This is a genomic window from Streptomyces sp. NPDC002676 (assembly GCF_053592455.1).
The window spans coordinates 50,830-76,736 of sequence record NZ_JBSFVT010000021.1 but is presented as its reverse complement, the minus strand read 5'-3'; the positions used below and the strand labels follow the sequence as shown (position 1 = coordinate 76,736).

The window sequence follows — 25,907 nt, the reverse complement described above, 5'->3', positions numbered from 1 at the left end:
CGGCCGCGGCCACGACCTGACAGGGCTCGCGTGCCCACCGGACACCGGATCTGCGAGGGCCAGGACGTCCCGGCCCTTGTCGACCGTGCCTACCTTGGCGCCAGTCTGGTGACGGCCGCCTCAGACGCCCGCCGGGCCGCGATCTCACCGGAACAAGCGAACCCACAACCGCGCGCTGTCCGCGGCACTCGACGCCGGTCGAGCGCGGCGTCGCACGACTGAAGGCGTGGCGAGTTCCGCAGGGCCCGGCGCAGCCCGAATCGAATGTCGTCAATCGCCACGGCTGTCCTCGCCCTGGAGAGGCAACGCTGAAAAGGCTCACTGTCTCAGCCGGGGTGCAGCGCCAGTACTCGGGGACGGCTGGCCGCACCGAGAACTGCCAGATCGGCGTGTTCGCCGCCTATAGCTCGGCGAGGGGGCGGGCCCTGGTGGACCGGGAGTTGTATCTGCCCAAGTCCTGGACCGATGACCCGGATCGCTGCCGCACGGCGAGAATTCCTGAGGACAGGTCCTTTGCGACGAAGCCCGAACTGGCGCGTGCGATGGTGTTGAGAGCGCTCGGCTCCGCGCTGCCGATCGCCTGGGTGACCGCTGATGCGGCCTATGGCCAGGAGCGGGGCTTCCGGCGGATGCTGGAGGAGGCCGGTGTGGGTTATGTCCTGGCGGTTCCCAAGTCGCAGCAGGTCAAGTCGCCTGCGGGGAGTTGGCGCATCGACCATGTTCTGACCGGTGCCCCGGACGACGCATGGGAACGGATCTCGTGCGGGGACGGCGCGAAGGGGCCTCGGGTCTACGACTGGGCCGCAGCCAGGCTCCCCGCCGTCGACGACGCGAACGGCGGGGCATTCACGCATCACCGCTGGGTGCTGGCCCGCCGTAGCCTGTCCCGCCCCGAGGAGATCGCCTACTACCTCGCCTTCGCCCCCGCGGAGGCGAAGGTCTCCGAACTGGTCCGCGTGGCCGGCTCAAGGTGGGCCATCGAGGAGTGCTTCCAGGCCGCGAAGAACGAGTGCGGCCTGGATCAGTATGAAGTCCGACGCTACGTGGGTTGGTACCGCCACATCACGCTGGCCATGCTCGCGCACACCTTCCTGGCCGCGATGGCTGCCCACGCCCTCGAAAAGGGGGCCGAAGAAACGGTCCGAGCAGTCTCGTTCCCCTCACCGTGGCAGAAGTGCGACGGCTCCTGGATCTTGCCCATTCCCCAGCAGCCCGGCTACCGCGGCCAGGGCACCGGCTCCACTGGTCGCACTGGCGCCGACGCCATCAAGCCGTCGCCCGCCACTGCCATTACCAGTGCCGCACGCACCCCGACCGGGTGGGTCACGAACCACCATCGCCCTGACGCAGCGTCAGCCCACTAGACTCGAAACAAGCGCACTGACCAGGACAAATGGAGAAGTGCAACTGGAGTACTAAACGACCTCCCGTAAGCGCATGTTGGGCCATGGCTGGGATGGCCTTGGGTCGAGGTGGGGGCTTGCCCGGCGAGGGCCAGGTTGTGCAGTCGGGCCACGCCGAGGACGGCGTGGTGGACCCTGTCGCCGCGTAGCCGGCAGTCGCGGAGGATCTTGTAGGTCTTCATCCGGGAGAAGGCGTGTTCGACGCGGGCCCTGGCCCGGCGGTGGATGGCGTTGTCGGCCTGCTGCTCTGGTGTGAGGGGTCGGTCTTTGCGTGGCCAGTGCGGGATGAGGGCAGGGGTGCCGCGATAACCGCCGTCACCGAGAACGGGCGCGTTCTTCACGGCGCGGTCCACGCCGGATTCTCGGTAGGCGCGGGCGTCGTGGCGGTTGCCGGGCAGGGGTCGTCCGGCCGCTACGATCAGCCGGGTGTTGGCGTCGATGACGACCTGGTGGTTGGTGGAGTAGCGGTAGTTCTTGCTGGAGGCGGCCACGCTCCGGTCGCGGGTCGGGACCAGGGTGCCGTCCACGATCAGCACCGTGCCGGCCGGGTGCCGACCCCGGACAGGGGCCAGCGCGAGAAGCGGAGCGATGTCGTCGATGACCCGGTCGGCAGCGGACTTCGAGATCCCGAACAAAGGGCCGAGCTGCCGCATCGTGAGGTTCGTCCGCCAGTATGCCGCCACCAGCAGTATGCGGTCTTCCAACGACAAGGCCCACGGCCGTCCGCCGGTGGGTTTGCCACCGCCCCGACGCCGCACGAGCCCCACGAGCTTACGGAACTGACGCCCGTTCAGTCCGGTGAACAGGCCCACCCACTGCGGCTCAGCCGCCGTCACTACTGCACCCACGCCAAGATCATCACACGCCTGATCAGGGCTTACGGGACGTCGTTTAGTACTCCAGCTGTAGATCGTGATGTTGATGGTCGGGCCAGTGTGGAGACGGGTGCGGCCACCGATGATCATCGTGTGTTGTGTGGACAAACGACGAGACGGTGGCCGCGGGCCACAGCATAGATCCCTCCCGTTGGCGGGAGGCGTTCGAGGTGGCCATGAGTCGGACCGCGGGCCGGTTCGCCCGGTACGAACCCCGCCTGCGAGCTGGGCGGTTGGTGCTGGGCCTGCTGGCGGACCTGCCACGCAAGAACTGTTGGACGATCGCCGAGTGGGCCGGGATGCCAGCCCGCAGGGCATGCAGCATCTGCTGTGCCGGGCCGTCTGGGATGCCGATGCCGTCCGCGATGACGTGCGCGAATACATCGTCGAGCACCTCCACGATGAGGCCGCGGTGTTGGTCGTCGACGAGACCGGCGATCTGAAGAAGGGCACCCACACCGTCGGGGTCCAGCGCCAGTACACCGGTACGGCCGGACGGATCGAGAACTCGCAGGTCGCCGTCTACCTCGTCTACGACGGTGCCCGGGGCCACGCGGCGGTGGACCGGGAGCTGTACATCCCGCACTCCTGGACGGCCGACCCGGACCGCTGCCGGGCAGCCGGACTCGGCGAGGGCACCGCCTTCGCGACCAAGCCGGAACTGGCCCGCATGATGATCGAAAGGTTCCTGGACGCCGGGCACCGCGTTGACTGGGTCACCGGTGACGAGGTCTACGGCGGCAACCCGAAAGTGCGGGCGGCTCTCGAGGAACGCGGCATCGGCTACGTCCTGGCGGTGGCCTGCTCAGCCGAAGTGACCACCGGTGCAGCCACCTTCCGCGCCGATGCCCTGGTGAAGAAGGTGCCGAAGCGGGCCTGGCAGAAGCTCTCGGCCGGACGCGGCGCGAAGGGAGAGCGGTTCTACGACTGGGCCGTCATCGACCTCGTCGAGCCGGCGCCGGGCAGGCGCCAGCTGCTGATCCGCCGCAACCGCACTACCGGCGAACTCGCCTACTGCCGCTGCCATTCCACCGAGCCGACACCGCTGATCGAGCTGGTGCGGATCGCCGGATCCAGATGGCGGGTGGAAGAGACCTTCCAGACCGAGAAGGGGTTGGCGGGACTCGATGAGCACCAGGTCCGCCGCTACCCCTCCTGGACCCGCTGGGTCACGCTGGCCATGCTCGCCCACGCCTTCCTTGCGGTGGTCCGCGCCGACGAACACACCAGCCATCCCGGGTCGGCCGACCTGGTTCAGCTGTCCTGCAACGAGATCCAGCGCCTGTTCATCACAGTCGTCGTCCAGCCCCTCCACGACACTGCCCACCGACTCCGCTGGTCGGATTGGCGGCGCCGCCATCAGCAGCGAGCACGCACCAGCCACTACCGGCGACAAGCCGCATCCCAGACATGAAGATCACGATCTTCATGTCTGGGATGCGGCTTGTCGCTGATAGGGGATGGCCGGGGATCGAGCCTGGGGACCAATCGAGTCGGTGGGCCGTGCCGTGGACGGGCCAGCCTTCTCACCGGTCGGGGGCAGGGTCAGTCAGCTGTCGAGGTCGATCGTGAAGCGCCTCGTCTTTGGTGCGATCGTGACGGCGTGGACCCAGCCACGAGCCCGGTCGAATACCCCGGTGCCGCCGGTGATCGCGTTGTCGAACGAAGGGGGAGGGCTCGCTTTGAGATTGCCGAAGACCATCCCCTGCACGGTGAGTTGGCCGCCCGGGAGGGTGTAGGTCACGACGCACTCCTCCGCTTGGTCGTTTTGGTCGTTGAGGGGGGCCCGGGTGGTGGTGCAGGTGCCGTCGGTTTCGCCGACCAGGTGGTTGTGCTCGTCCTTGAGGTCCGAGCGGAAGACGGTCCGATCGCCCTGGGCGGCAGGGACGCCGCCGGGGTTGACGAAGAAGAACGTCTGTTCTTGCAGCACGCCGATGAGTGTGATGACCCGGTCTCCGACCTTGGCGTGGGAGGAAGCGGTGTCCTTCGCGGCGGCGCCCGCGACAGGGGCGCAGGCGAGAAGGGTGACCAGCGCAGTGGCCGTGCCGAGACAGGCTGCCCTGATGGGGCGCATCATGTGGCTCCTGAGGTTGATCTTCATGGGTGGTGCCGCATTCATAACCTCGGCTCTGCCAACGCCCGGAACGTTACGGCGCGACCCACCGGCAGATCCGATCAATCGGACCAATCCGGGACGAGAGGGCCCGGCTGACCGCGCACTACGAAGATCGCGATCTACAGCTGGAGTACTAGGCCAGGGCCAGTTGGGCGGTAGTGATGTGGTCGGCGGCCATGTTCGAGCCCGCGTTCCCCGGTCTGAACAGGACGGCGACCGGCTCTCCGGTTCCGCCCGGGCCGTGGTCGACGAAGGCCGTCAGGGGGTGATGGCCGTAGGTCTTCTTCCAGGTCGCGGTCGCGTCCTCCTTGTCGGAGTGCGCGATCACGAGGACGCCGTCGAGGTCGATCGTGACCTGTCCGTCGGCGTCCGGGGCGTTCTTGCCCGCCAGCGCCCAGACCCGGTTGCGGACTTCGGACCGAGCGGACCGGATGGCCTGCAGGGCATTCTCGCCGGAGGCGGCGAGGGCGTCGATCAGGCGGGAGACCGTCGGGTCGGAGGCGACCGGGCCGAAGACGGCCGGCTCACACCGCAGCATCGCGACGTCCGCGAGGCGTTCCCCGCCGAGTGCGACCGCCAGGGCGACGTCCAGGAGGATCTTGCCGGGATCGTGGACGGCCCGCGGCTTCCGCCACGGAGCCAGAGCTGCGGATACGGCCTGGTCAAGACCGGTCTTGCGGACCGTTTCGACAAGCAGGACCGACCCGGCCTGGGAGACGACCTGACGGCCGTCGCCCTGAACGTCGACACGGGGATAGGACCCGATAGGGTGCTTCACCTGGGAAGTGTCTCCGGTTTCAGCGGGAACAAGGACCTCGACAATCCTCATTCTTGCTGGCCAGAGGCACTTTCTGCTTTCCTGACCGCCTGCCGGAAAGCCCGCTTCATGAAAGCCCGAGGTTAGCCGCAGGCGGAAGAGGACTTCCTTGGCCGCGTCGCGGGGGTGCCGGTTGCGCCCATTGATGGGGTGTGAAACTGGCGACCTCGCGTAATCGGGAGTCGCGTATTCCTCAGCTGCTGAGGGCCCGTGGTCACTGTGAGTGGTCGCCGAGTGGCGCCAGGTTCCTCCGGCCTCTTCGGCGAGGCGGGCTGTCGTGTCGTCGTTATAGCCGAGCATCCGGGCGACCACCGGGGCCGGGCCCTGGAGGCCGACGGACGGGGAGACACTCCGGCGGGGCACCGCCCCAACCGGCCGGTCGCGCCCGGGCGGTAGGTTCGCCCGGCCTGCCGGGGGCGTCCCCGCCGCACAGGGCGCCACAAGGGGGAACGGCCCGCCGATCAAGTTGCCGTAAGCGCCCCTGGGGCCGCATGATGCGGATCCGCACCGCACTTCATCCCGGGGGGATCTGTCCATATGGGCGCTTCGCTGCGCGCTCTGCGCGCCCTCGTCCTGCTTGCGGGCTTCTACCTGCTGGGCGTCGTCCTGCTTGCAGTCCTGGCCGGCATCGACTACGCCGCTATCAGGAGCGGGCTGCACGCCACCGCCGACAGCATAGTCGTCTTCTCCGTCGTCCTCGCGATCCCGGTCGTGCGCGGCCTGTTCATGCTGCGCACCCCCAAGGCCGAGCCTCCGGCCGGCATCACCGTCACCGTCAGCGAGGCTCAGGAGCCCGCGCTGTGGGAGGCCATGCGCGATGTCGCACGCCAGGTCGGCACGCGAGCGCCCGACGAGATCGTGCTGATCGAGCACGTGAACGCGGCCGTCAGCGAGGGCTCCTCGCTGCTGGGCCTGCGGCCTGGTGCCCGTCGCCTCTACCTCGGCCTGCCGCTGATGATGGGCCTGGACGAGATGCAGCTGCGCGCCGTACTCGCACACGAGATGGGCCACTACGCCAACTTCGACACCCTCCTCACCCCGCTGATCGCCCGTGGTCGCGCCCAACTGATCCGCACCGTCGCCCACTTCCACGAGCGCTCCGACAACAAGCAGGCCAAGGAGCGCGAGAGGCAGGAGAAGAAGGCCGCCAAGCGGGCGGCCAAGGGCAAGAAGACCCTGATGGTCGACACCCCGGGCCTGGGTGCGACGTACCGCGGCATGGCCAAGATCTACACGGCGTACGGCAACTTCTACATGCGCGCCACACTCACCACCTCCCGCCGCCAGGAGCTCGCCGCCGACCTGGCCTCGGTCCGGGTCGCCGGACGCGACTCCGCCGCGTCCGCGCTGCGCGAGGTCAATGCCCTCGGCTCGGCGCACGCGTTCTACATGAGCTCGTACGCCACCCTCGGCGTCGGCGCCGGTCTGCTGCCCCGGCCAGGCGAGGTCTTCGGCGGCCTGCGCCGGCTCCTCGACGCCCGCTCGGCCGAGCTGGAGGAGCTGCGCCGGAAGCTGTCGACCGAGCCCGCCTCCCCGTACGACTCCCACCCCTCGCTCGCCGAGCGGGTGGCTCGGATCGAGGCCCTGCCCGACGACGGCCGCGGCCGACAGGCAGCGCGGCCCGCTCTGGAGCTGCTGGCCGACCCGGACGCGGTGCTGGCCGCGCTGGAGCAGGCCGTCCTCACCCCGGAGGCGCTCGCGCTCAAGCGGGTGGACTGGGAGGACCTGGTCCACGAGTCGATGACCTTGTACGTCGCCCAGGGCACGGAGGACCTCCGTGAGGCCCTCTCCGCCGAGGGCGCGGGCCCCGACCTCCAGGCTCTGCTCGACGCGATCGACGCCGACCCGGCCGTGCGCTGGCGGATCGCCGACCAGTTCCCGAAGTCCGAGCAGGCGGCGGCCGCGACCGACAGCGCGGCCCGCGAGTTCTCCCGCCTGGCGCTGCGACGGGCCCTGAACCAGCTGGTCACCATGGAACTGACGGCCCGCGGCGCCGCACGCTGGCAGCTGTCCTGGTCCGACTCAGCCACCCTGCGCTATCCCGCCGACGGCTTCGAGGACCAGCTCGGCCTGGCCCTGGACGCGGCCGTCGCGGACCAGCCCGACACCGAATCCCTGCGAAAGCTGGTGCTCGCCCCGTGACCGGCCTCTACTAACTGGCGACCTCGCGTAATCGGGAGTCGCGTATTCCTCAGCTGCTGACGGCTCGTAGTCCCCGCGAGTGGTCGCCGGGGGCATAGTGGCGCCAGGTTCCGCCGGCCTCTTCGGCGAGGCGGGCTGTGGTGTCGTAGCCGAGCATTCGGGCGACCACCGGGGCCGGGGCCTGGAGGACGAGGTGACGGATCGCCGCTGTGCGTCCTCGCTGGGTCGGGAAGCCCAGGTGTCGGAGCCGGAGTTCCAGAGTTTCCGGGGTCATGGGCTGCCCGGCTCGGCGGCCGGGGAAGAGCCATCGGGCGTCGGGGTTGGTCGCGGTCATGGTGTTCGGCCGCTGCCCCAGGTAGTCCAGCAGCATCTCGGCGAAGGGGGCCGGGACGGGCGACGGCGGGTCGCCGAGCCGGACGAGGACTTCGCCGTCCTTGTGCTGGACGTCGTCGGTGCCGAGCCTGGCGATCCGGGTGAGCGGCTGCGCGTAGAGGAGGACAAGCGCGGCAGCCACGCGGTCCTGGAGCGGGACGTCGTCGCGGTTCACGAGCTGTCGCAGCAGCGCGAGCCGCTGGTGCTGGGCGATCGGCGTGGGATTGCTCGTCGAGCGGTGCGGAACGGTGACGGCGGGCATGTGCTTGGACCGCATGGCCCAGCGGAGGAAGGCATTGCGGGCAGCCAGCCCTTGCGGCCGCGACCGCGGACCCGGCTCACCGCGTCGTCGGCGTGGTCGAAGAACGCCTGCAACTCGTCCCGGGTGAAGGCCCGCTTCGGGGCCTCGGCCTCGCACTCCTGCATGTGCACGGCGGTGTTCCACTCGTGACACACCTGGATCGGATGGGTGCCGAACCGCCGCTCGCACTCGGCCGCCCAGCCATAAGCCGGGTCGGTGGCATAGTCGCAGAACAGCCGCACCGCCTCCTGGTAGCCGCGCAGCGTCGAGCGGACACAGCCGCGGACCGCGCGCAGGTCACCGAACCACTCGTCCGCCAGCGGCGAGGACCAGTTCCAGGGGAAGGCGTCCGCATGCGCGGCGAATGCCCGCATCTTCCGCTCACGGCCGTTGATGGTCGACAGCGCGAGGTTCCGCGCCAGCTGCTGGTTGCGCCAGCCATCCAGCATTGCCTCGAAGACCTGCTCCTCCGGCCGCAGCAGCGGCACCCCGTCGGCCAGGTGCAGCCGCGCGACCCCAGGTGTCGCCCCGTCATTGCCCGCCAATTCGTCACGCTCCGTAGATCGCATCCAGCGCGAGAATCTCGCATCAAATGCGAAGTTCGGAGAGGAACGGCAGGTCAGCCATCCGATTGAGTGAAGCGGAACGACACGGGCCTGGCCCGTCCGCTACCGTCTCGGCAGGCATGCGGTGAGCCCTCTATTCGCTGATCAGCCACTTCCTGGCACCCCCGCCCGGCCAACGCGACGCAAAGTGCGTCCAGTTCGCATCAGATGCGATTCGCGCCGGTTCCCAGATACGCGTCAAAGGGGCAATGAGTTGATCTTGAAGCCCTGAGCCTCCAGCCCGTCACCCATTCGGGCGCTTTGTCTCTTTGTCTTATTGTTTCTCTGTCCGGACCGCCTGCAGCCGTAGAGACTGTTCGGCATGATCAGAGCAAGAGCGTCCCAGCTCCTCGCCCTCACAGCCTCAAGCGCCCTGCTCCTGCTGGGCGTTCAGGCTGCTCCTGCATCGGCTCAGGTCTTCTGCAACGAGGGCTACTCGGTCGACGGGGCCATCTGGACCGAATACACGCAGACGCCGGGCGTACAGGACTCCCTGGGCTGTCCGAAGTCCGACGAAATCCCGGTCCCCAAGGACGGGGGCGCCCGCCAGGTCTTCGAGCATGGCTCGATCTACTGGAGCCCCAACAGCGGGGCCCACGCGATCTGGGGCCTCATCGGCGACAAGTGGGGACAGCTCGGCTGGGAAGGTGGCAGTCTCGGTTACCCCACCAGCGACGAAATCCGGCTCCCCGACGGCAAGGGCGTACGCCAGGTCTTCCAAGGCGGCTCGGTCTACTGGTCCCCCAACACCGGTGCACACCCTGTCTGGGGCCGCATCGGCGAACGCTGGGGACAGGCCCAGTGGGAGACCGGCCGCTACGGCTACCCCATCAGCGACGAAGTCCAGGTTCCGGGCGCCAAGGGCGTCAGCCAGATGTTCGAGCACGGCCCCATCGCATGGTCTCCCGAGGAGACTCCCAACCCGCAGTACGCACAGGCACGCGACCTGTACCTCACCCCCAACAGCAGTACGCGTGACGGGGGTCTGCAAGAGGCCGCGAACCTGCTGCCCCTGGGAGGAGACCGGGGGATCGTCGTCGTACGCGGCTACATCGCCACCGACAACAACCCAGTGAACGACATCATCGGCAACCACCGCCAGTGGAGCACCAACCCGGCCGCCGAATCCAAGGTGACCGTCGCGTGGGACACCGAAACGGGCCGCGTCGGCGTCTACGTCGAACACTCCTGCGTCCACGACCCCAGCTCCACGCTGAACGGATGCCGCGACGCCAAGCCCCTCGTCCGCACCCCGCACGCCGAAGTCGTCCAGGATGACCCGATCCCTCAGAATGAATACTGGGTCGAGCCCACCACGGGCGGGGGCATCAAGGTATCGATCTCGGCGGTCAACTCCTTTGTAGGCGTCCCGGGCTACCAGTTCGGAGACCTCGGCCGGATCAACGCGACGTGGTACCTGACGCCGCACGGGTACGACGACAAGAACAAGTCCTTCACCGGCTTCGACATCTCGACGACGAAGGACAAATTCCCGTCGTGGGAAGTCCTGCGCTACCCCAGACTCCTCGACAACGCCAGCGCCCCACAGGCCAAATGGCAGGGCGCCGTCTGGCAGACCCGCGTCAGCGACCTGAAATCCCCCCAGCACACCTGTACCCGGAACGACCCGGATTCCCAGGACGCCACCATGGCATGCACCGGCTGAGCCTGTAGCGGCACGACGAAGCCCCTCGTCACCTCCGGGACAGCGAGGGGCTTTCGTCATCAAGATCCACTGATTGCCCCTTTGACGCGTATCTCGGCTGAACCCCTTGATCTTCTTCGCGCCGTCATAGCCCCGCGAGTCGCGGCCGACGGTCTCGGCAGCCTTGACCGACTGGGAGTCGATGATGCTTGTTGGGCGGTGTCCGGCAGTTGGTGCCACGTTGAAGGGGTGGCTGTGTGCTTGGAGTAGTCACATAATTCTGACCATGACCACCCGACGCAACGACAATGATGGCTGGACCGTCGAGCAGTCGCCCGATGGCACCTTCACCCGCTTCAGGGTCCACCCGGAGCGGGTCCACTTGCTCGATGACAGCGTGCAGGCCATTCTCGGGTGTGGCGGGCCATTCCTGGGAACGCCGCGCTGAAGCAGATGCGCAGCGCCCCTTCCGAACGCTCTCCTTGCCGCAGTGGTCGAGCAGGCCGAGGCGTTGCAGGCCAGTCTCCGGCCCCGGGCCGGGGAGTTCACAGGCAGGGAGTCAGGCTGCCACCGCGGAGTGGGAGTCGGCCTGCACCTCGTGGTGAGACCAGTTCAGGTCGACATGCGTGGCGCCTTCCCGCACCAGGATCGGCCCGTGCGCCTTCTCCAGCCTGCGGTACTCGTTGCCGCCGGAGTTCGGGTTCTTGTACCCGGCCCACTTGCCGAGGTCGGTCTGCGACAGGGCCACGCCGGCGGCCTGGTGAGCGCAGTAGATCCGCTTGAGAGGCGCGAGGGAACCGGCCCCGACCGCGTCGAGCTGCGCGAGGACATAGCCGAGGGCATTACCCTCTGTGGCCGGTGCCTGAAGGTTCGTGATCAGCACGCGCCGCCGGATCAGCCCCGCCAACAACCCGTGCACCCGCTCGGGAAGCACGGCCGGGAACTCCGCGGACAGCCTTTCCACCAGCTCCTCGAACCGGACCGGCGCACCAGCCGTGCCAACGACGATCCGCACCGGGGACGTCAGCTCGACGGACGCCTCGACGGCTCGGCGCCGACCGTGCAGCCCGTCGTCCTGGTAGGGGACAATCAGGCATCCGTCGCGCTCGAACGCTGTGTCGTTGACGACGACCGACAGAAGAGGCAGCAGTTCCCCGGTCTTCTCCAACTGCTCGACCAGCCCGGACAGCCACTCCGCGCTGGCACGGGCGACGACCTCATGGTCCTTCCCCCAGACGGCACCGGTGGGGGCGCCGAAGACGGCCGTAGCAACACCTGCGAAGAGACCGAAAGGTGTTGCCCGATGTCCCGCTCGCAGGAGGTAGCGGGCCAGCGAGAACCCGACCCGGCGCACATCGCGCCCTGAAGGAGCGGCGGCCACACACAGCGCCTCAATCTGGGCGGCGAGAGCCGGACTGGCGTGACTCACCGCCTCGGCCAGCTCCGGATCAGCCCAGACCACGCGCACCCAGGCGAGGCGGATGGCCGTGATCTCCGCCTGCTCCTCGGCCGTGGAAGAGCGGTCGTCGAAGTCTGGGAAGGAGAACTGGGCCACGGCTGGCCGCGCGACGGCGCGCACGAGGGCAGTCGCGCCGGCCCGGAACATTGGTGGTGCAGTCACGGATACCTCCTTGAGCCGGGCGGGGTCGGTGGGCGACCGGTGCCGCCACGCCGGCAGCGTGGCGGCACCGGGCCCGTCAGGGCCAGATCAGGCGACGTTGGTCGTGCAGGCGCCGCAGGTTGTGCCGCAGTTGTCGTCGGTCAGGTTGGTCAGGCCCGCGGCGTCGGAGACCTCCAGCAGGCCGACGTTCAGCTCGAACCCGTCCGACTGGGGCGCCGTCGACTCGTGCATCTGGGTGGTGCTGTGGGCGACGTTTCGCGTCATGACAACTCCAGGTGATTTCTCGGCATTGCGGATTGGGTGGTGCTGCCAGAGACCCGGCGGGCGGAGCGTGGGCCATCCGCGTCGTTCAGGTTCTGGCCATCCCGGCTTGGTGTTCTCCGGGAAGCTCTGGGATGGAGTCGATCGCTGGGTCCGGTGCGGCGGGTGCCGTGCCGCGCGCAGGCCCCTCCCCAGAAGCCTGCGCGGGCTGCTTATCCGCCGCGCCGGACCCGTTCTTCCCCTGCTCAGCACACCGGTCGAGTAGCGGTGCCAGGGGAAGTCGGGGCCCGGTGCCGGGCTGTGTGGGAAGTGGGCGGTAGCCCGGCACTGGGGGTTGAGCCCCCTTCCGTACCGGCGCCTTGGATCGCTGCCGGTACGGAAGGGGAAGTCACATGTCGACGTTCGTTCTCGGTGGGGAGGAACGTGACGAAGAGGCGGTGGGCGAACAGGTCTTCCAGCAGGGCCGCGTACTCTGCCGGATCTGTGGTGAGTGCCAGCCGGGCGATGACGACGAAGCCATGTGCGTACCCCTGCTCGGCGTACTGGCGAGCGGCTCGCCAGCCGCGGCGCTCGCCAATGTGTGGCGGCTTCGCTGCGTCCGCGAACGTCAAGGACGTGAGCGCCAACCCGGCCGCGACGGCGTACCTCGCGATCAGTGCGACGTCGGCGCGACGTTCCTCAACGGAAGGCGCGAGGACGTACGGAGCAACCGCACCACGCGCCCGCTGAGGGTGATGGCCTGGGTTATCGGGCCATGTGTCGCGTCTCATCTGCTCCAAGCCGTCTTGGGGTATCAGGGTGCTGTTGCGAAGGCTCACGTCGCTGTCCCTTGGATGAGGCCCCAGCCGACGCGTGTCCGCGCAGGGAGTTGGAAGGACGTGACGGCTGGGGGGCCGGAACCGCATGCGGTGGACCAGGGGGCCACCACACGCGGAGATCAGGAAATGGTTCTGAGCATCGAGCCCAGGAGTGTTTCGTGAGGCACGGGGCTCGGCTGGAACTGGTCGAGCGTCGTGGGGGAGCATCATGCAGGTGCGTGCGCGTGCCTGCCGTGCGTGTGCGGTGAGGGTGTCGTCTCCGGGGGGGGGATCTGGGACGCGTGGAGCACTTCCCCGCTGTCCAGGTCGGAGGGGCGCCGCGGGCGCAGTGCGATGATGCGCTGCTTGGCGTCGACTTCCTGGACGAGCACCTCGTCGGCGGCCAGATCCAGGCCGCGAGGCGCGTACATGAGCAAGAGGGAGGCTGCGATGGGGTGCCGGCGCAGCACCTCGTTGAGCTCATCGATCAAGTCGGCCTGCTGCTCCACCAGTGTGGGAACCGCGATGGTCATCCACAACTTCCCTAGAACGTGGGTGTGCAATGAGTGGTTTGGGCCGCGGCGTCCACCCGCCCGGGGGAGGGTGAGCCGGGTGGTCGCCGCGGCCTTATAGCCGTCCATTGGTCGGGGCGTGGCGTCGCGTGACCACTGGAGGCCGTTCTTGAGCCCGGCGTGGGGAAGCGGCTGGCCGGACGGGACCGGCAGGGCCCCGATCGGTCGTGTCCACGCCGGGGGTTGTACCTGTCGATGGCCGCGGGCGGGACGGGCATCCGGGCCACCGGGCAGAGGCCTATGCGGCCGGGGTGTCGGAGACGCTGCTGTCGTGCAGCGGTACGCCCAGCAGCAGCTCCTCGAACTGGCCGGTCTCGGCGGCCCGCAGGCATCGCTCGATGCGCCGCAGGGCGTGGTCGACCGCGAGTTCGCGCACCTTGGAACGCTCGATCCACCGCGCGTCACCGAGGCGGCCGGACTCGGTCACGACCGGCTCGACGTCGTCAGGGACGTGCACCTCGTAGACGTAGTTGGTGCCCTCATGGTGGAGGCCCGGAGTTGCCGGAACGTGGTCCACGACGAGCAGGCGGCCCGTGGTGGCCCGCAGGCTCAGGCCTTCGTCCAGGAGTCGGCTGAGCGCGAGCCGGGGCACCTCGTCGGCCCTGGCGGAGACTCCGGGCAGACCCCACTGGGGGGCGGCCACCCTGTACGGGCGGCTGACCATGAGCACCTGCGTACCCCTCATGATGAGGGCAAGCGCTCCCACTCGGCGGGGAGGCGGGTTCTCGAACCAGTCGCGCTTCTCCTCGGACATGACACTCCCTGGTCTCGATGGTGAGTCGTGAGCCCGATGCGGCCGAGGCTTTGCCAGACAGCCGCGCCGGGTTTGGCGCCTATCTGATGGCCGCAAGCCGAAGATCGCCCGGGCCGGCAGGCAGAGGTCTATGTGGCGTCAAGCCGGTGCTCGTTGGCGTTTTCGGTGGGCAGGAACGCGAGGAACAGGCGACGCTCGGCGAGGTTCTCTAGTACGCGCGCGTACGCGACCAGGTCGGTCGTGATGGCCGGCCGGGCGATGGCGAGGATGCCGTCGGCGTAACCCTGCATCGCGTACTGCCAGCCGCTCGCGAATCCGCGCCGTCGTTCGAGTGGTGGCGCCTGTCCCGCGTCGGCGAACGGTGCCTTCGTCACCTGCCAGCCCATCTCTTCCACCGCGTAGGACTTGATCAACGCCAGGTCGGTGTTGCGCTCGCCCATGGTGTGCGCGAGAACGTATGGAGCGACGCGCACCTGGGATCCGCGGGCGGCGATGGCCGCGATGATCTGGAGCATGTAGTCCCGCTGCAGCCCCTCAAGTCCTCCAGGCGGTGGCAGGGTGCTGGTGGGACGCCCGCGGTGAGTGATCATGTCCCTGTTCCTCTGCGTAAGGGCCCTGCTGCAGAGGGGGTGGAGGCCCGGGCAGCAGGGAGCTTGGTGCTGCGTGCGGCGAGGCCTCCGTGCTCTCCGAACGCCGAGATCATGAGAAGGTGCTCAGTGCCGAGCCGAGTAGCGTTTCGTGCGGCACGGGGCCGGGCCGGAACTGGTCGAGGTGTTCCCTGAGAGGTCCGGGAGGCACGAGGCGGTCCGTGCGCATGCGCCTCAGCCAGTACGGTCCCGGCGGTTCGGCCTGCTCCAGCGGGGGAAGCGCGACCGTATGGGGGGCTCCGAGGCACGTCGCGAACCGGACGGGTGCCCAATGGTCACTGGTCCCCGGCGGTACGAGCCAGATAAGCCAGCCACGCCGAGGGTCCTCGATGACAGGACCACAACTAGGGGCGTCCGGGGTGTCCTTCGGGGACGACTGCACCTCGTCCATGAGCCTCACTACCCCGCGAGCCGCCAGGCCGCTCGCGGTGACGACGATGTCGAAGAACCTTCCGCCCAAAGGCAGTTGCAGCACACCACCTTGCTGGCATCCCATCAAGGCGCGCACTCGGGCGGCCAGGTGGTCCATGTCGGGGGAGGCGGCCGTGGGTGCGATGGTGTCAGTGCTCACCGCGAAGCTGACGGGGGTCGCGGGGGGAAGAGTCCTGTCCGGGGCGACGTTGCGGCGCGTGAGTGGGGTGTGGAGGGTCATGCTGACGCCTCCCAGGTAGCCGGGAGGACCACTTGCACGGTCTTGCCGATGGCCTCGCCGGTGTCGTCCCTCAGCACGTCCCAGGACAACTGGGCCTTTTCGCGGATCCACAGGAGCCCCGTCCGGCGTTGTGGGGTTGCGCGGTTGGTAGTCGCCTCTTCGAAGTTGTCGAACGTCGTCAGAGCATCATCGACCTCGACCGTCAGCTCGTATGTCTCTGGGACCAGAGCCAACCTGAGTTCGGTACAGCCATCGGTGAAGGGCCTGCCATGCCGAACAGCGTTGTCGACCAGCTCGTACGCGATGTGAGCGGCGCAGTCGATGTCCCCGGTCCAGTGCCACATGGTCAGTCGAGGACGCATGCGCAGGCGGGCCCCGGAGGCGGCCACCGCGTTCGTCAGCAGGCGGATACTCCAGTTGAGCGACGGATCGTCGTCGGGCTGCAGGGGCAGCAGCCTCACGATCGCACTCACCGGATGCTGATGAGCCGTGGCCTGGGGGAGGGTGGGCTTCTCGGAGGGAAGCAGGGGGTGCGCCGGCATGTGCCGCAGTTCCTCGCTGGTTCGGTCGGGGTGATGTCGCGGCGTCACTGCCGCGGTGCTGGGGGGCATCGAAAACTGGCCTTCCTGCGGTTGCGTGATCGGGAGCGTCCGGGTTCGTGCGTTGCGGCGGTCCGGGCACAGGGTTCGACTTCCCGATGGGGGGAACCAGGGAGCCGTCCGGCTGTTGTGGGAGCCGGGGCGGGGAGGGACTGTCTGACGGCGCGACCCTGACCCTGCGGTCGCCATGGGGCCCCTGAGCCCGGGGCGAGGCGTACTGCTAGTCAGCAGGGTGCGGGTGCTTGGCGCACCAGGCGTGGATACGGCTCGTCACAGCGCCACCTGAGCCGCTGACCCGGTCATAGGGGACCGTCTCGTCGGTGGCCCGCATCGGCTGGTCGCAGGCCACGCACATGCCTTGCCCAGTAAGGGCCTCGAAGTGATCGCACAGCGCTCCGAGCGTGCGCGCCAGCTTCCTCGCGTACGCCACTGCGCCATCCGGGCCCATGCCGGGCCGGGCGCCGAGCTTGCCGCGCGCTTCGCCAACGCAGGCAAGCGCGCAGTACCGGGGCACGTCACTCTCTGGGAGTCGGGCAGCCAGTTGCTCCACTTCGGGGATGAGCAACTGCACGTGTCCGCGCAGGGTCAGGGCAAGCGTGTCCAGCTCGTCTACGGAGGCTTCGGCCAGAGCACGGCGTGCGGTGGCGCGCATCGTCCCGATGTCCGGTGGTGCCTGATCCCGCTCTGATGCAGTCGGCGGGTGGGTGATAGAAGTGGTCACTGTCGGCGCTCCTCAGCAGCGTTGGCCACGCCCCGGGAGGTCTCACCACCTCGCCGGGGTCCGTGTGTTCATGCTGCTACGGAGCGCGCACTGTGAGTTTCACGGCTTGTGAAACTTCGTCAGGTGAGCCCGATCCAGGTTGCGAAGCCCGACAGTGATTCCTTGCCGTACCGCTCCATGTGGATCAACGTCTGTACGGTCTCGCGTACTTGTGGATGGTTCCGGGTCTGCTCGGGGGCGACGAGGCGGGCGGCCTGGAGCGCGGCGAACGCCTTCTCTCGGTTGCCGTAGTCAAGCCACCCACGCGCGGCGTCGATGTAGAAACGGCCGGCCCGCACCGGCGCCACGTTCGCGGGCAGACGAGTGCGTTTCGTGCGGCGCACCACCTCCGGGCCGTCGTGCATCTCGACGGCCACCCCCAAACGGTGCATGGCCACGTTGGTCGGGCCGAACTCCAGGCCATAATGGTTCGCGTCGTGTCCGAGACGGCGTGCCGCCTCCGATGCGGCGTCCAGGTGCGCGTGGGCCGTCGGAGCGTTCCCGGCGCGGGCGGCGAACATAGCGGACCGCAGATGGACAGCGCCATGCACGCTAAGGGCGTCATCGTCCATGCGGCTGATGTCCTCGCCCACGTCGTACCGCACACGGTCCAGCAGCCGCATGCCCCGGTCGTACGCAGCGGCCTGGAGAAACAGCGTCGCGCGCTGCCACTGCGTACGACCCACACGCAGCGGGTCACCCGACTCCAGGGAGGCCCACTGCACACGGTCCATGGCTTGCGAGCGCAGGTCGAACAAACCCAGTGCGTACGCGATCGCCGTGACCCCGGAGTACGCCTCAGCGAGCAGACCGAACAGCCGCTCCCGGTCAGTGCCTTCCGCAGCGTGGCAGGCCGTCGACAGTTCATCGAGCAGCGGCGGCAGCGTCACGCCGAGCTTGGCGTATTTCGCCTTGCGCCCGAGCGCGGAGGCGCGCGCTACGTCGGCGGCCAGTTCCTCGTAGGGCCGCACGGCCAGATCCTCGTCGGGCAGGTCCCAGCTCAACATGGCGGTCTGGATGTCCGGGATTGTGGCATGCACGCGGCCCCGCTGAGGGTCCTCGTACGGCTGCCCGGTGAGCTGTTCCAACCGGACCCCCAGCGCGCGGGCAGCGCTGGCAGTCAGAGAAGGCGTGGCCGGTTTATGGCCGCGCTCCACCTGAGCGATCAGTGACTTCGAGCAGGGGATGCGCTGAGCAAGCTGGAGCTGTGTCAGGCCGCGCGCCTTGCGTGCTTCGGCGATGCGCTGCCCGATCCGTTCTCCCGCTGCGTCGTCTGCGTACGGCATCATGGAGTCCTTCGAGTCTCGACACCTCGAAGGTACCCCTGGCGGCGCCGGGGGAACGGCGATCGGCCTTATCTCTCAGCGAGGGCAGTTGCCGTGTCCGCTCAACTATGCTGTCTAGGGCTCCCATCACGTTCACTTCGAAATGTTGGGAGTGGACGCTCGCCCGCCTGGGCAGTCTGGCAGCCGCGCCGATCTGCTGGTCAGTCCTCAGCGCTGTCCGGGCGTGTCCGCCAGGGCATCCGCTCGATGCCCGACCACACCGACCTGTGCGGCCAGTGCTCCGCGGAGCCCACCCTGATTCGGGCCGCCATCAGCTCCAGGTCCGGGCCCCGGCCGAGCTGAGCCGCAAGTAGCGAGGCGTCCGTCGCCCACACCCTCGTCGGTCGCTGCCGTGAACAGCTCCCGCACTTCGGCGAGATCGCCCGCCACGACCCTGCGCCGCCGGTCGATGTCGTGGACGACCATCCAGTACGAGCCGCCCATGCTTACGATCTCCTCGGCCTGGCCTGCGGCGACCGCGACGGCGACGCGGGAGACTTCGGCGTCGTCGCCCCGACACACTCCGGCCACCACGGCGAGGACCGCTCGTGCTGTCACCACACGCACGCCAGCATCCAGGGTGTGCCACACCTTTGCCGTGCGCACGGCGCCCGCCGGGGCTTCAAAGGCGCCCCTGGCCAGCCACTTGCCGTGCATCCTGTCCGCTCCTCTCACGGCCGCTGGAGAAAGTGCCGGGGCGGCGCAGCGCGACGCCCTACCCGCCCCGGGGCCCGATCGCCGCCGCACCGGCCCACGTGGCAAGGGCCGCTCAGCAGGAGGCGAGACCCATTCCGAGGCAGTGGGCCGGCTGCCACCCACAAGTCCTCGCCATGGGTGCGCGCACGTGACAGGGTGAAACCTGCTTGCTACTGATTCGGAGGGGGAGTACGAGTGGCCGCGCCATTGCAGCTGACTCGGTTGCATCACGTTCTGATTGGCGTGGTTGTTTCCGGCGCCTTGATCATCGCCGGTATCGGCTTCGCCGGTTCGTACGCGGCGGTCCGTGAGCTGGCACTCAAGAAGGGCTTCGGCACCTTCTCGTACGTGTTCCCGATCGGCATCGACGCTGGCATCTGTGTGCTCCTTGCTCTGGACCTGCTGCTGACCTGGATCCGCATCCCGTTCCCCTTGCTACGGCAGACGGCCTGGCTCCTGACGGCCGCCACCATCGCGTTCAACGGAGCCGCTGCCTGGCCCGACCCTCTGGGCGTGGGCATGCACGCGGTGATTCCAGTCTTGTTTGTCGTCGCGGTCGAGGCGGCCCGGCACGCGATCGGCCGTATCGCGGACATCACGGCCGACAAGCACATGGAGGGCGTGCGCATCACGCGCTGGCTGCTCTCCCCGGTCCCCACGTTCCTGCTCTGGCGCCGCATGAAGCTGTGGGAGCTGCGCTCCTACGACCAGGTCATCAAGCTGGAGCAGGAGCGTCTCGTCTACCAGGCCCGCCTCCACGCCCGCTTCGGTCGTGCCTGGCGTCGCAAGGCCCCAGTGGAGTCGCTGATGCCGCTCCGGCTGGCACGCTACGGTGTCCCCTTGGCCGAGACAGTCCCGGCCGGTCTGGCAGCCGCGGGCATTGATGAGCCGCCTATTCAGTTCACTGTCGAGCGGACCCCGGTTCCTGCCCAGCGGCAGAGCCCCGAACTTGAGGCCGCTGTCGACCAGGAGAAGGAACTGGCGTCGGTGCCTGGCGTGCGGCCCAAGCCGGTGGAGCAGCGGCGAACCGCACATCCTGAGCAGCCGCACGACCTTGCGGACGGAGGGAACGACCAGCACCTCGCCAGTGCCTATCAGGACTGGAAGGCCGCCTTTGGAGTCGAGCCCACGAGCGCGCAGTTCGCTGTGTGGCTTCAAGACCAGTACGGCATCGCCACCGCGGGCGGCGGGCCGCTGTCCGACGAGCAACTCGAACCGCTGCTGCAGCTTCTCAAGCAGCGCCACACGCCCTCAGCTGAGAATGGGACCGAACCCCAAGCCCCGCACGACGCGGACGACGGATGGGGTGACTACTTCTACGACGCCTGGCTCGTGTACGCGCAGGAGCACGGGGCCTACCCCGATGCCGCCGCTCTCGCCGCGTACGTCTACGAGCGGGACCAGATCACCGGCGGCAACGGCCAGCCCATCACGGGCGCAGACCTGGAGTACTTCGTCTCCACCTTCCGGCAGCGCGAATTCGACGAGACGGAGCCGTCCGCCGACGAGGCAGCCACCGAGTCCGCCGCACAGACGCCCACCGGCGAGCCCCTCCCGAACGGGGACGAGTCTGAGGAGACACCGGCTGGGGCGGGCGCACACCCCGCCAAGGAGATGCGCAGTCCCCGGGTGAGCGCCCCCATCGACGACCCGTCGGCCGAGGACGACGCGACCGGGGATTCTGCCGCGCTCACCACCGTCGACCGTTACTACCTCGCCTGGACCGAGTACCAGACCGAGCATGGCGAAGAACCCAAGGCCGAGCAGTTCTCCGCCTTCCTCGCAAGCAAGAAAGGCATGACCGGCCGCGGCGGAAAGCCGGTCAGCCCGTCCACCCTGCGCCGCTACCTCTTGCCGTTCCGTGTCTACAGCTTCTGGGCGGAACAGCGGGTGCGCAACGAAACCCCGTCGCTCGACGTCATCGCGCAGGAGTGCGCAGCCCACGGGATCACCGCGCAGCACAACAAGCCCCTCACCACCGACTACATCGCCGACCAGGCAGTCGACTTCGAGCGGCGCTGGCAGGCGCTGACCCGCCACCACGCGCAGCCACAGTGAGAAGCCGCGCCATGCTCGTCACTGCGCAACAGCAGGCCAATCAGCGCCAACGGCTGCGCAGTCAAGAGAAGCCGCAGGTCAGTCCAGCATTGCGTAGCCGTGATGCCTATCGCGCAGCAAGGGCACACGGCGGTCTTCGTGCTGCGCACCCGCTGCGGGGGGGGGTGCCTCTAGCTCTTTCGTCAACCGAGGCGTGGGGTTCTGGGTTCGTAGAAGGTGCCGTCGCGGAGCATCGCGAACAGCACGCTAATCCGGTGTCGGGCGAGGCGGAGGAGGGCTTGGGTGTGGGTCTTCCCCCGAGCCCGGCAGCGGTCGTAGTAGGTGCGGGAGGCGGGATCGTGCAGGGCGGCGAACGCGGACAGGAACATTGCGCGTTTGAGCTGCCGGTTGCCGCCTCTGGGCGCGTGTTCGCCGTGGATCGAGGTTCCCGAGGACTTCGTGGTCGGGGCGAGGCCGGCGTAGGAGGCCAGGTGGGCGGCGGTGGGGAAGCTGGTGCCGTCGCCGACGGTGACCAGCAAGGTGGCGGCGGTCCTGACCGCGACCCCCGGAATCGAGGTCAGGACCTTCGAAAGAGGGTGCTCCTCCAGCAGGGCTTTGATCTGGGTCTCCAGGGCTCGTCGCTGTTCGTGGACGGCGGCGAGCGAGCGGGCCAGGGACGGGATCACGATGTCGAGGGTGCCGGTGCCCGGGACCACGACGGTCTGCTCGTCGAGCGCGTCGAAGACGTCGTCGATAAACCGCTGGGCCATGCGCGGGGCCTTGGGGCGGATCACCTCAACCAGCTTGCGGCGACCGGCTTTCCGCAGTGCGGCCGGAGATCCGTAGCGTTCCAGCAGCCAGGTCACCGCGGGGTGGTCCAGGCGCGGCCCGAGGACGCGCTCCAGGCTGGGGTGGAACTGGGTGAGCAGGCCGCGTATCCGGTTGGAGGTGCGCGTGGCCTCGGCCGCCAGGTCCTGGTCGAAGCCGACCAGCACGGTCAGCTCGGCGGTGATCTCGTCGGTCAGCTCCAGCGAGCGCAGGGTGTGCGGCATCGTCCGGGCAGCGTCGGCGATCACCGCGGCGTCCTTCGCGTCGGTCTTCGCCTCGCCCGGATACAGGTCGGCGATCCGCCGCATCGCGAGTCCGGGGAGGTAGGCGACCTTGCAGCCGGCGTCCCGGGCGACCGTCAGGGGCAGAGCTCCGATCGAGGCGGGCTGGTCCACGATCACCAAGACGGTGCCGAACTTCGCGGCCAGCTTGTCGAAGACAGCCCGCAACTTCGGCTCGCTGTTGGGCAGCTGCTTGTTGAAGACCTTCTTGCCGGCCGGGGTCAGCCCATGGCCGTGGTGGGCACTCTTGCCGACGTCCAGGCCGAGGAAGACGCCCACGTCATCGATGTCGTACAACCCATCCTCCCGAACCGGGGTTCGTGCGGTGCTGGCCAGGGCGTTGGCGTCGTATGCGCGCATCCACGTTATGCAGACCTGCCGCCCGCGAGATGCCGGGCATTGCGCCAGGCCAGGCGGTAGTCAGACCTCTCATCAGCGTCTCCAACGGCGCCTCTCGGACCCGGTGACACCACCCCCCAGGTCATCCGTTCGACAGGGGGGAACAGTCATGCCGGGCCCGGAGGCCAGCGGTCCTCTTGCAGGACCGCGAAAAAGATAACGGGGGGTCACGAATGCCTCTGATCAGGCACGCGTGAAGCCCCTGAAGATCGCTTCCCGCCGCACCGTTCCCGGGCGGGGGCCTCAGTCCCACCAGAAGTCCCAGTTGTAGACACCGGTGAGCTGCTCTGCGTACGAGGCCAGTGTGTACGGCCGTCTGCCTTGCCAGATGTTGTCGGGGCAGAAGGCGAAGTGCTCGGCAGCGACCAGGAGGGCGTCCTCTTCAGTTGTGGGTGGGGCTGCGACGCTAAGGTGCAGGGTGGAGAAGCCGACCGCGACGACACGGGCGCCGAACCGGTTCTCCCAGTCGCCGACGACCGCGGAGAACTTCGCCGTGTCGTTGTCGTAGTTGGCGGGACCGGACCAGCCTGCCGTTGTGAGGGCTTCTGCGCCGGATGCGGCGGTGACCAGCCCGAGACGTGACTGGGGGTGATCGGAAAGGAACACCTCGGCGTAGTCGGCGGCCAGTTGGTCGGCGCTCATCACGGCTTCTCGGCTGGGTGCGCGTCCGGGCCAGCTTTGCTCGAAGGGGGCGGTGACGGCGAGGCGCCGATCGGCCGACAGCATGTCGTCGTCTTCATCGCCGGCGGTATACGTCGCCCACCACTTCGCGAGGAGGGCGGCTGGGTCGTGGCTCGCGGTGGCGGACATCTGCTCTGGAAAGACCTCGCCCGATCCCCAGGGGCGGAATTCGGTATCCCCGGGGTCGAGCGCGTCAAGCAGCAGGGGCCACTGGCCGGAGTCGCCGTGTTCGGCGTGCATCCGAGCCCACAGCCCGGCTGTGGCTGGCTCGTCGCTGAGCCATAGGGGTTGGGAATCCCCATCGCCTTCACTGGACGTGATCATCCGGCCGGTAGGTATCACTGAGCGGATCCGATCACACGGTCACGGAACTGTTGGAAGGCGTGCCAGCCTGATGGTTGCCCCGGATTGATCAGGTCCCCTTCGGCGAGGTCGACCACTTTGCACCGCAGAGCCTCCGCAAGGCGGAAGACGGGCGTGAGCACGTCGTCGCCGGAGCCCCGGATGTGAAGCATGATCGAGTCAACCGGGTCTTCTGAGCCGATGTTGAGTTCGATGGACCAAGTGGGGCCGGACAGGTCGCCCCACGTGGGGTCCGAGAGATCAACTTCGGGAACGGCCTGGGTGACAGCCGCGAGCACGTCGCATTGCCGGCCGAGCGGTTCCGGCGAGTAGTCGTCGGGAAGCTCGTGCATCGAGGTGACGTCGTCGGTCAGGCGGAGGAGGAGCACGTCCCAGCTCATGGTGGCCTTTCAGATAGGACTCGAGGAGCGGTCGCGGTGGGTCAGATCAGGCTGAGCTGCTCTCCGGGAGGCTGTGGCAGGAGCACGTTCTGCAGCTGGCGGATGTTCGCATGCCAGGGGGCGCCATCCGACTCGGCCCACAGCTCCATCAGCTCTGATGGCTCGGTCATGACACGGTCGAGGGCGTGACGGGCGAGATCGCGCAGGCCGGTGAGATCAGGAAGGAGCTCTTCCGGCCCGTAAACGGGATCAGCAGGCTCACCTCCGGGACACTGCGCCGCGACGAGGGCGGCCGCGGCCACGGCTACCTCTGATTCGGGCGCTTCGAGGTAGTCCACGGTGTCGATCACACGTGTGAGAGCGCCGCGAACGATGCCCTCACGTTCGCCTGCGGCTGCCTCGTCAAGGTCGCCGGAGAAGTCCGCTGCGGTGTCGTTGTCGAAGGGGCCGACGTCCCAAGTGCCCATAGTCTCTCCCGATCATGGTGCTGACCGAGGAATCCTGACAGAGGCCACTGACAGCGGCCGCGCGGTCCAGACCAGCGTGAAGTACGCCGGGTTCGGGAACGGCTGCCAGACATCGCAGAGCTTGGATGAGATGTGGATGATGGTGCGGTGACGGGCGCTGGTGCCACTCGCTCAGCCGCGGTTGCTGTCCGCCCATTCGTCGCTGTTCCACATGACGGGCATGGCTCCGATGGGTTCGAACCGGATGTCCGGGTTGTTGCTGTGGACCAGGGCGAAGAAGCGGCGGCGAAGCACCGAGGCCCTGCGGGCCTCGTCGGCGATGATGTCCAGCACGGCCTGAGCTGCTTTGGGACACGCGGCGGCGAAGCGGTCATAGTCCGTGAAGGACAGTACAAGTCCTGCGCCTTCGACCGCGTCGTCGTAGCCTCCGTAGCAGGCCACGTCTCCGAGGCAGTCGTTGAGGGCGTCCAGGTTGTTTCCGTAGTACCCGGGGAAATGCAGCGCGGCGGCGATCGCACGGTGCATGTCCTGTTCCGTGGTCCACTTGCCTGCTGCGAGGTGCACGACGCGGAAACCGAGTCCTTCAAGCCGCGCTATGGCCTGTGTGAGGAGTCGTCGGCGCCAGAAGAGGGTGACGAACGTGTTGTTCATGTACTCGATGCCGGGAAGCCGGTTCGTTGCGGAGGTTGGCGCCGGATGGTGCGCCATGTCGCCTCGGTAGGCGTCGAGGAGACGGAAGAACTCTTCGACGGGAGTCGAGCCGTCGGGGGCGCTGCGCTCGATGTCGGCTGCCCAGCCGAGCGCGCTGTTGCCGCCAAGGCGTGTCCCGAGCCACTGGCTGAAGGCTCCGCCGTGCCAGAAGTCGCAGGGCTCTTCGATGCAGTGCGCGCCGAGGGCTACCTGGTAGCCGATCAGCATCGACTGCAGATGGTGCAGCGACCCGCCGGGCAGCCACGCACCGGGCCGGAGGCGGATCTGGTCCAGGAAGTCGTACACATCCGTACAGTCCTGCCAGTGCTTGGCAGTCATGTCTGGGCTGTCTCCGGTCGGCATGGCCTGACTCTACGGCGCGAACGGGTGTTGTCGTCCCCCGGAGGGGTGTGGGTTCCTTGCGCTCGCATGCAGTCAGTTGGGGGCACCTGCGGTCACCTTCTGCGATCTTGCCGGGGCGGGTCATACGTTTGGCTGGGGTTCCGCGGCGAGGGACGCGTGAACGGGCTCGCGCAGAACATCAGCGCATGGGCCCTGCGAGCGCTTGGCGAGGCATCGTCCTGTACCCGATGCACGGGCCGGTCATCGTCACCGGGCGTGCTCAGGACGGGGGAGTGGCCGTCCTGGACGACGGCCTGGCCCAGCACGCGCACGCGGTTGCGCAGACCGTACGGGAAACACTGGGACAGTGGCGTACACGGCCGCCCGCGTTCGACGAGGCGGCCCTGAGCAAGCTGCTCGCCTATGCGGCTGCGGACGTTGCCCCCAGCCAGTAGTGCGTACCGCGCGGCCCTGTGCAC

General features: G+C 68.3%; 22 protein-coding genes and 5 pseudogenes. 7 read left to right on the top strand and 20 right to left on the bottom strand.

The genetic code is table 11. The features are described from left to right. Positions 1-50: 50 nt before the first annotated feature. A pseudogene (locus ACWD3E_RS36045) lies at positions 51-1,132 on the top strand (IS701 family transposase); the annotation flags it as partial. 351 nt (positions 1,133-1,483) lie between these two features. Here the strand turns inward: ACWD3E_RS36045 and ACWD3E_RS36040 are convergent. Further along, positions 1,484-2,251, bottom strand: a pseudogene (locus tag ACWD3E_RS36040) (transposase); the annotation flags it as partial. A gap of 203 nt (positions 2,252-2,454) precedes the next feature. Here ACWD3E_RS36040 and ACWD3E_RS36035 point away from each other — a divergent pair. Then, positions 2,455-3,692: pseudogene (locus ACWD3E_RS36035) on the top strand (IS701 family transposase). 135 nt (positions 3,693-3,827) lie between these two features. Here ACWD3E_RS36035 and ACWD3E_RS36030 read toward each other — a convergent pair. Further along, positions 3,828-4,355 carry an allene oxide cyclase barrel-like domain-containing protein gene (locus ACWD3E_RS36030; RefSeq protein ID WP_451391726.1) on the bottom strand — a complete coding sequence of 176 codons (528 nt, stop codon included), beginning with the start codon at positions 4,353-4,355 and terminating at the stop codon, positions 3,828-3,830. Positions 4,356-4,530: 175 nt separating this feature from the next. Continuing rightward, positions 4,531-5,172, bottom strand: a pseudogene (locus tag ACWD3E_RS36025) (transposase); the annotation flags it as partial. Positions 5,173-5,748: 576 nt separating this feature from the next. Between ACWD3E_RS36025 and ACWD3E_RS36020 the strand changes: the two are divergent. Further along, positions 5,749-7,353 (top strand): M48 family metallopeptidase, encoded by a 1,605-nt coding sequence (locus ACWD3E_RS36020; RefSeq protein WP_451391725.1) that lies wholly within the window; start codon positions 5,749-5,751, stop codon positions 7,351-7,353. Positions 7,354-7,402: 49 nt separating this feature from the next. Here the strand turns inward: ACWD3E_RS36020 and ACWD3E_RS36015 are convergent, their stop codons facing one another. Then, on the bottom strand, positions 7,403-7,900 hold the full coding sequence (locus tag ACWD3E_RS36015; protein WP_451391724.1) for a hypothetical protein: 498 nt from the start codon (positions 7,898-7,900) through the stop codon (positions 7,403-7,405). Further along, positions 7,897-8,595, bottom strand: coding sequence for a hypothetical protein (locus ACWD3E_RS36010; RefSeq protein WP_451391723.1), 699 nt, complete (start codon positions 8,593-8,595; stop codon positions 7,897-7,899). The genes ACWD3E_RS36015 and ACWD3E_RS36010 overlap by 4 nt, the downstream gene beginning before the upstream one ends. A gap of 358 nt (positions 8,596-8,953) precedes the next feature. Here ACWD3E_RS36010 and ACWD3E_RS36005 point away from each other — a divergent pair, with 358 nt between their 5' ends. Further along, positions 8,954-10,297 carry an LGFP repeat-containing protein gene (locus ACWD3E_RS36005; protein ID WP_451391722.1) on the top strand — a complete coding sequence of 448 codons (1,344 nt, stop codon included), beginning with the start codon at positions 8,954-8,956 and terminating at the stop codon, positions 10,295-10,297. Between the two features lie 93 nt (positions 10,298-10,390). Here the strand turns inward: ACWD3E_RS36005 and ACWD3E_RS36000 are convergent. After that, positions 10,391-10,486, bottom strand: a pseudogene (locus tag ACWD3E_RS36000) (IS5-like element IS4811 family transposase); the annotation flags it as partial. Positions 10,487-10,562: 76 nt separating this feature from the next. On the opposite strand from ACWD3E_RS36000, the gene ACWD3E_RS35995 reads away from it, so the two are divergent. After that, complete coding sequence (locus tag ACWD3E_RS35995) at positions 10,563-10,724, top strand: hypothetical protein (protein ID WP_451391721.1); 162 nt, start codon at positions 10,563-10,565, stop codon at positions 10,722-10,724. Positions 10,725-10,835: 111 nt separating this feature from the next. Here ACWD3E_RS35995 and ACWD3E_RS35990 read toward each other — a convergent pair whose 3' ends face one another. From ACWD3E_RS35990 to ACWD3E_RS35950, 9 genes are all read right to left on the bottom strand, one after another. Continuing rightward, positions 10,836-11,897, bottom strand: coding sequence for a lantibiotic dehydratase (locus ACWD3E_RS35990; protein ID WP_451391720.1), 1,062 nt, complete (start codon positions 11,895-11,897; stop codon positions 10,836-10,838). A gap of 87 nt (positions 11,898-11,984) precedes the next feature. Next, positions 11,985-12,161 carry an FxLD family lanthipeptide gene (locus ACWD3E_RS35985; RefSeq protein WP_451391719.1) on the bottom strand — a complete coding sequence of 59 codons (177 nt, stop codon included), beginning with the start codon at positions 12,159-12,161 and terminating at the stop codon, positions 11,985-11,987. A gap of 1,021 nt (positions 12,162-13,182) precedes the next feature. Further along, positions 13,183-13,488, bottom strand: a complete 306-nt coding sequence (locus ACWD3E_RS35980; RefSeq protein WP_451391718.1) for a hypothetical protein — start codon at positions 13,486-13,488, stop codon at positions 13,183-13,185. A gap of 277 nt (positions 13,489-13,765) precedes the next feature. Next, positions 13,766-14,281 carry an NUDIX domain-containing protein gene (locus ACWD3E_RS35975; protein WP_451391717.1) on the bottom strand — a complete coding sequence of 172 codons (516 nt, stop codon included), beginning with the start codon at positions 14,279-14,281 and terminating at the stop codon, positions 13,766-13,768. 128 nt (positions 14,282-14,409) lie between these two features. Beyond that, positions 14,410-14,871, bottom strand: a complete 462-nt coding sequence (locus ACWD3E_RS35970) for a hypothetical protein (RefSeq protein WP_451391716.1) — start codon at positions 14,869-14,871, stop codon at positions 14,410-14,412. 705 nt (positions 14,872-15,576) lie between these two features. Then, entirely contained in the window at positions 15,577-16,191 is a 615-nt protein-coding gene (locus ACWD3E_RS35965) for a hypothetical protein (RefSeq protein ID WP_451391715.1), read from the bottom strand. Positions 16,192-16,399: 208 nt separating this feature from the next. Continuing rightward, complete coding sequence (locus ACWD3E_RS35960) at positions 16,400-16,900, bottom strand: DUF6415 family natural product biosynthesis protein (protein WP_451391714.1); 501 nt, start codon at positions 16,898-16,900, stop codon at positions 16,400-16,402. A 119-nt stretch (positions 16,901-17,019) separates the two neighbouring features. After that, the gene (locus tag ACWD3E_RS35955; RefSeq protein WP_451391713.1) at positions 17,020-18,225 is read right to left on the bottom strand and encodes a helix-turn-helix domain-containing protein; all 1,206 of its coding nucleotides are present in this window, start codon (positions 18,223-18,225) and stop codon (positions 17,020-17,022) included. Positions 18,226-18,432: 207 nt separating this feature from the next. After that, on the bottom strand, positions 18,433-18,921 hold the full coding sequence (locus tag ACWD3E_RS35950; RefSeq protein WP_451391712.1) for a hypothetical protein: 489 nt from the start codon (positions 18,919-18,921) through the stop codon (positions 18,433-18,435). 282 nt (positions 18,922-19,203) lie between these two features. Here ACWD3E_RS35950 and ACWD3E_RS35945 point away from each other — a divergent pair, with 282 nt between their 5' ends. Then, complete coding sequence (locus ACWD3E_RS35945; RefSeq protein WP_451391711.1) at positions 19,204-21,018, top strand: DUF2637 domain-containing protein; 1,815 nt, start codon at positions 19,204-19,206, stop codon at positions 21,016-21,018. 182 nt (positions 21,019-21,200) lie between these two features. Here the strand turns inward: ACWD3E_RS35945 and ACWD3E_RS35940 are convergent, their stop codons facing one another. From ACWD3E_RS35940 to ACWD3E_RS35920, 5 genes are all read right to left on the bottom strand, one after another. Continuing rightward, positions 21,201-22,403, bottom strand: coding sequence for an IS110 family transposase (locus ACWD3E_RS35940; RefSeq protein ID WP_451391710.1), 1,203 nt, complete (start codon positions 22,401-22,403; stop codon positions 21,201-21,203). A 345-nt stretch (positions 22,404-22,748) separates the two neighbouring features. Further along, the gene (locus ACWD3E_RS35935) at positions 22,749-23,426 is read right to left on the bottom strand and encodes a DUF4253 domain-containing protein (RefSeq protein ID WP_451391709.1); all 678 of its coding nucleotides are present in this window, start codon (positions 23,424-23,426) and stop codon (positions 22,749-22,751) included. Positions 23,427-23,524: 98 nt separating this feature from the next. Continuing rightward, a complete protein-coding gene (locus ACWD3E_RS35930; protein WP_451391708.1) occupies positions 23,525-23,929 on the bottom strand; it encodes a hypothetical protein in 405 nt (134 codons plus the stop codon). Positions 23,930-23,970: 41 nt separating this feature from the next. After that, on the bottom strand, positions 23,971-24,396 hold the full coding sequence (locus ACWD3E_RS35925) for a DUF4259 domain-containing protein (protein ID WP_451391707.1): 426 nt from the start codon (positions 24,394-24,396) through the stop codon (positions 23,971-23,973). A gap of 171 nt (positions 24,397-24,567) precedes the next feature. Next, the gene (locus ACWD3E_RS35920) at positions 24,568-25,449 is read right to left on the bottom strand and encodes a barstar family protein (RefSeq protein WP_451391706.1); all 882 of its coding nucleotides are present in this window, start codon (positions 25,447-25,449) and stop codon (positions 24,568-24,570) included. Between the two features lie 185 nt (positions 25,450-25,634). Between ACWD3E_RS35920 and ACWD3E_RS35915 the strand changes: the two genes are divergently transcribed. Continuing rightward, positions 25,635-25,883, top strand: a complete 249-nt coding sequence (locus tag ACWD3E_RS35915) for a hypothetical protein (protein WP_451391705.1) — start codon at positions 25,635-25,637, stop codon at positions 25,881-25,883. Positions 25,884-25,907 lie beyond the last annotated feature (24 nt).